Consider the following 4,948-nt stretch of genomic DNA (forward strand, 5'->3'; position numbering starts at 1 on the left):
ATGATTTCACTTCCCATCGGCTATCTTATGCCTGATAACGATTTTAAAGAATGGAAATTCACCATAGATAAAGATGTTAATGAAGATGTTGATAACATGGCAAGAGCTATTATAAACTATGGTTTACCCTATCTTGAAAAATTGTCAAATATGGACCAAGTGATTCACGGGCTTGTAGCTTCGCAGTATTCGTATATCGGAGAAGCAAAAGATTATATTTTACCTGTATTGTACTATTTGCATGGGAACAGTGAACAAGCATTGAAAACAGTAGAGGAGTCCATAAAAAAACGCTCTAAAGATATAAATATAGATGAATACAGGGTAATGCAAGCAATATATGGTGAGGATGCTATACAAATTCCATCTAATAAAGCTTTAGATTCTTATATGCCATTTGTTGAGAAGTTCAAGCAACTTTTGAAACAAAAAAAGTAATCTTAGAGCCTGTTTAAATTTTGTTCGAAAGGGGCTGTCTCAAAAGTAGGATAGCCCCCTTTTCCACCTGAACATGTAGAAGGTCTGACACATATTTGGTTACGAAAAACAAATAAGAAAGAAAAATATCAAGGAGTTTATACGGTTGGTAGTGGTGTTCGCCTCATTACCCTATATCCTTTTCCGAAAAGCAATCAACTTATTCTTGGGAAAGAAAGACCTATCCATAAATTACTGACATGGTATAAGGGATATGCTTCCGAACCTCAAAAAGAAAAAGATAATTGGTATATTGAATTTACAGAAGAAAGCGCAAGAAGGTATTATCTGGAACGTCTGCTATTGCACGAGATTGGACATTATGTTAACGAGACATTGGTTCGTAATAAGACAGCCAGATATAAATCAGAGAATAGTGCTGATAACTATGTTTTTAATATGAAGATCGATATATAAAAAGGAGTAATCAAAATATGGAGCAAAATCTTCAAACCGACGATAAAGACAGGCAGGAATACCCACTTACTGATATAGTGAAACTTGACGCCACCCTCAATGAGATACTACAGAAAGTGCCATCTACAGCAGAGATATTGGTTTATAAGCAACAAAATTTCAACATCAATACCCAATGGAAAGATTGGGCTTTAGAGATGTTGATGGCCGGATATGAGACGGAAAATCTTTTTATATTAGCTGGTGAAGACATCCATTGCAATCCTTTTGAATTTACAGAATTAACAGATAAGATTTTCGAGGAACTGCACCTTAACGAAATCGACGCAAATTCTATCATTATATTATATAGCTTATTCATAGTAAAATCAGTAATACAATCTCCTGATAAGAATAAAGTGTCTGCTGCTTTGAATAAACTTGAACAAGAATGTATAAATAATGAGTACAACACCTTCTTATACGATTTTTATTTGTTATCTAATGCCATAGACGAGTTGAAAGCATTAGGGGAGCAATGGTATTGGAATGATGCATCTTTAACAAAAGAGAATTGGTATGAATATACTCTCAGGTTCTTCAAACTGTGGATAGAAAATCCTGATCCTAAATATAAAATTCTACGAGAGAATAATTGCAATGCATCTCTCCCCAAAAAGAAAAATATATTCAGTAGACTTATTTCGTATTTAAAACGAAAATAAGAGATATAAAAAGATAACCGGATACTTAGAATTGTGAGAGATATTATATAACTCTGATTTTAAACCTCTCGAATTCGAGGGGTTTAGAAAAAAGCAAAACCAACGACTACAATAAACAAAAAATATCCATCCATGCATACAGGTTAATTAAATACAGCCTAAACAAATTACAATATAAATCTTTTCAATATCAGAATATAGCCCTACCTTTACGCAAAAATATTATTATAGCAAGATCAATGATATTAATCATTAACGTAAATAATGAAGATTATTTATGCCTTACAGATACCCTAAAAGGTCAAAGGGGATCTTTTTGTTTTCGACCAACTAAGAAATAGAAATACATTAGAATATCTTGGTATATGGGAGAAACTTTATATTTCTAATTATGGCGAATTCACCATAATTAGAAATCAATCTTAAAGTCAGCAAGTATTCTTGAGAATATAAACAATAAAAAGTTACTAAATAATATGGAACAACAAATTCAACTCAACGACCACAACAAACAGGAATATCCTCCTATGCACACCTGCGAGCATATAGTTAACCGTACCATGATGAATCTTTTCGGTTGTGGACGGTCAGTATCCGCACATATAGAGAGAAAGAAAAGTAAGCTGGACTATGCTTTGGAAACTGCTCCTACCGAAGAAGATGTAAAACGACTGGAAGAAGCTGTAAATGCAGTGATTGCGCAAGGATTGGATGTTACCACAGAATTCATCACGCAGGAAGAAGCACAAGGACGCTTTGACTTGAAACGACTGCCTGAAGATGCTTCGGAAACTGTACGCATAGTGAAAGTAGGCAATTATGACGAATGTCTTTGTTTGGGAACGCACGTAAAAAACACCTCTGAAGTAGGAACCTTCAAAGTCATCAGCCACGACTGGAATGAAGAAGCCAAACGGTGGAGAATGCGTTTCAAACTGCAATAATATCATTTTAAAAGGCACATATATGAAAAAAATCATCTTATCCATCTTTATTATGATGGGACTGGCAAATCTCTCGCATGCCCAACAAGGATATCAAAATCCAATCATTCCGGGCTTCCATCCGGACCCGAGTGTTTGCCGCGTTGGCGAAGACTATTATCTGGTCAACAGCAGTTTCTGTTATTTCCCCGGAGTACCCCTGTTTCATAGTAAGGATTTGGTCAACTGGGAACAGATAGGGAATTGCCTGACACGGGAATCACAGGTAAAGTTAACCAATGCCGGCACATGGGGCGGAATCTACGCCCCTACCATCCGATACAATGAGGGAGTGTTTTACATGATTACCACCAATGTTTCGGACAAAGGGAACTTCCTGGTTCACACCACAGATCCACGTGGTGAATGGTCAGAACCGGTTTGGATAAAGCAAGGAGGCATTGATCCATCCCTTTATTTTGAAGATGGAAAGTGCTATTTGGTCAGTAATCCGGATGTAGGCATCTACCTGTGCGAAATTAATCCGATGACCGGAAAACAGTTAAGCGAATCCAAACGTATCTGGAACGGTACGGGCGGACGCCATCCGGAAGGGCCACATATTTATAAGAAAGATGGTTGGTATTATCTGCTGATTTCCGAAGGAGGTACTGAATATGGGCATAAGGTAACCATTGCCCGCAGCCGGGATATTGACGGCCAGTATGAAGGTAATCCCGCCAACCCCATCCTGACACACATAAACAAAAACGCACAGAACAGTCCGATACAGGGAACCGGTCATGCCGATCTGATAGAAGCCCACGATGGTTCGTGGTGGATGGTATGTCTCGCATTCCGTCCGCAAACCGGCTCACACCATCTGCTGGGGCGCGAAACGTTTATCGCACCTGTACGATGGGATAAGAATGCCTGGCCTGTGGTAAATGGAGATGGAAGCATAGCCTTACAGATGGATGTCCCCACCCTTCCACAGCAACCTTTTGACTCGAAAGCTCCCCGCATTACCTTCAACACCGAGAAACTGGGACCGGAATGGATCTATCTGCGCAATCCCAAACAGGAGAACTACATCCAGAACGGTAAGACACTCCGATTGAAAGCAACTCCCATCAATCTGAACAGTATGGACTCTCCTACTTTCATCGGCCGCAGACAGCAACATATCGACTTCACAGCCGCAACATCCGTTGAACTACAGAAAGGGCAACCGCAGGACGAAGCCGGAATAACGGTATTCATGGAGAATCATTCGCACTATGACCTTTTTATAAGGCAGGATGCTAAGGGACAGCAGTCTATCGTCCTGAGATATCAGTTGGGAGAACTGAAACACATAGAAAAGGAAATCAATATCCCTCAAGGAAAAGTGCAGCTTCAGGTCAAAGGGAATAATGAGTTCTATTCATTCGGCTATTCCACCACCGGAAACAAGTTCCAGGAAATAGCCAAGATGAATACGCGCTATCTCAGTACCGAAACTGCCGGCGGATTTACCGGTATCATATTGGGCTTATATGCCGTATCCGCTTCTTCAAAGGCACAGGCTGACTTTGATTATTTCGACTATCAGGGAAACGAATAAGCCGGAGGCGAAACATTTCACATTCATAGTATTCGAAAGCAATTTTATATAATAAATGTACAAAACGGCATAAAACAAGTAATTTTGTCAGAACTTTAGTGACATTTTGTTAATCAACGAAACTAAAATCAATTGGCATACGTTTTGCGATTATGTTTGTGAACGACGGTTCAGGAACTGCATGGGAGTGATTAAGAAACGGCTCCCGAAAGCAATCCAAGACCGGAAGTTCAGAACTAACCTAATGTTTAACTTAAAGGATAGGAGACTAAAATTATGATGCCTGTTAGAAGAACTCAAAATTGGTTACCAAGTATCTTCAATGATTTCTTTGATAACGAATGGATGGAAAAAGCCAATGCAACCGCTCCGGCTATCAACGTGCTGGAAACGGAAAAGGAGTACAAAGTAGAATTGGCTGCTCCGGGAATGACCAAAGATGACTTCAACGTTCATATCGACGAAGACAATAATCTGGTTATCAGCATGGAAAAGAAGACTGAAAACAAGGAGGAAAAGAAAGACGGTCGCTATCTGCGTCGCGAATTCTCATACTCTAAGTTCCAACAGACCATGATATTGCCGGACAATGTGGACAAGGAAAAGATTGCAGCACAAGTAGAAAATGGCGTGCTGAACATCAATCTGCCGAAGTTCTCAGCCGAAGAAAAACAGAAAAACAAGAAATCTATTGAAGTGAAATAAGGTTTCCGGTGAACCCAACAGATGTATTAACCAGAACGGGCAACCTCTCTTACGAGAAGCTGCCCGTTTCTTTTTATATTTCCGGATGTATTTATTTCGCCTTACGCGCTCCTTTC

At 39.3% G+C, this 4,948-nt stretch carries 4 protein-coding genes and 1 pseudogene; all 5 read left to right on the forward strand.

What is annotated here, in order from left to right:
• Nucleotides 1-438 (forward strand): annotated as a pseudogene (locus BACCELL_RS22000) (hypothetical protein); the annotation flags it as partial.
• Between the two features lie 473 nt (nucleotides 439-911).
• Entirely contained in the window at nucleotides 912-1,598 is a 687-nt protein-coding gene (locus BACCELL_RS22010; RefSeq protein ID WP_007214298.1) for a hypothetical protein, read from the forward strand.
• 476 nt (nucleotides 1,599-2,074) lie between these two features.
• A complete protein-coding gene (locus tag BACCELL_RS22015; RefSeq protein ID WP_007214299.1) occupies nucleotides 2,075-2,542 on the forward strand; it encodes an alanyl-tRNA editing protein in 468 nt (155 codons plus the stop codon).
• A 22-nt stretch (nucleotides 2,543-2,564) separates the two neighbouring features.
• Nucleotides 2,565-4,127 carry a glycoside hydrolase family 43 protein gene (locus BACCELL_RS22020; RefSeq protein ID WP_007214300.1) on the forward strand — a complete coding sequence of 521 codons (1,563 nt, stop codon included), beginning with the start codon at nucleotides 2,565-2,567 and terminating at the stop codon, nucleotides 4,125-4,127.
• Between the two features lie 276 nt (nucleotides 4,128-4,403).
• Nucleotides 4,404-4,832 carry an Hsp20/alpha crystallin family protein gene (locus BACCELL_RS22025; protein ID WP_007214301.1) on the forward strand — a complete coding sequence of 143 codons (429 nt, stop codon included), beginning with the start codon at nucleotides 4,404-4,406 and terminating at the stop codon, nucleotides 4,830-4,832.
• The last annotated feature ends 116 nt before the right edge of the window (nucleotides 4,833-4,948 follow it).

The sequence above is a fragment of the Bacteroides cellulosilyticus DSM 14838 genome (genome assembly GCF_000158035.1).
GTDB lineage: Bacteria > Bacteroidota > Bacteroidia > Bacteroidales > Bacteroidaceae > Bacteroides > Bacteroides cellulosilyticus.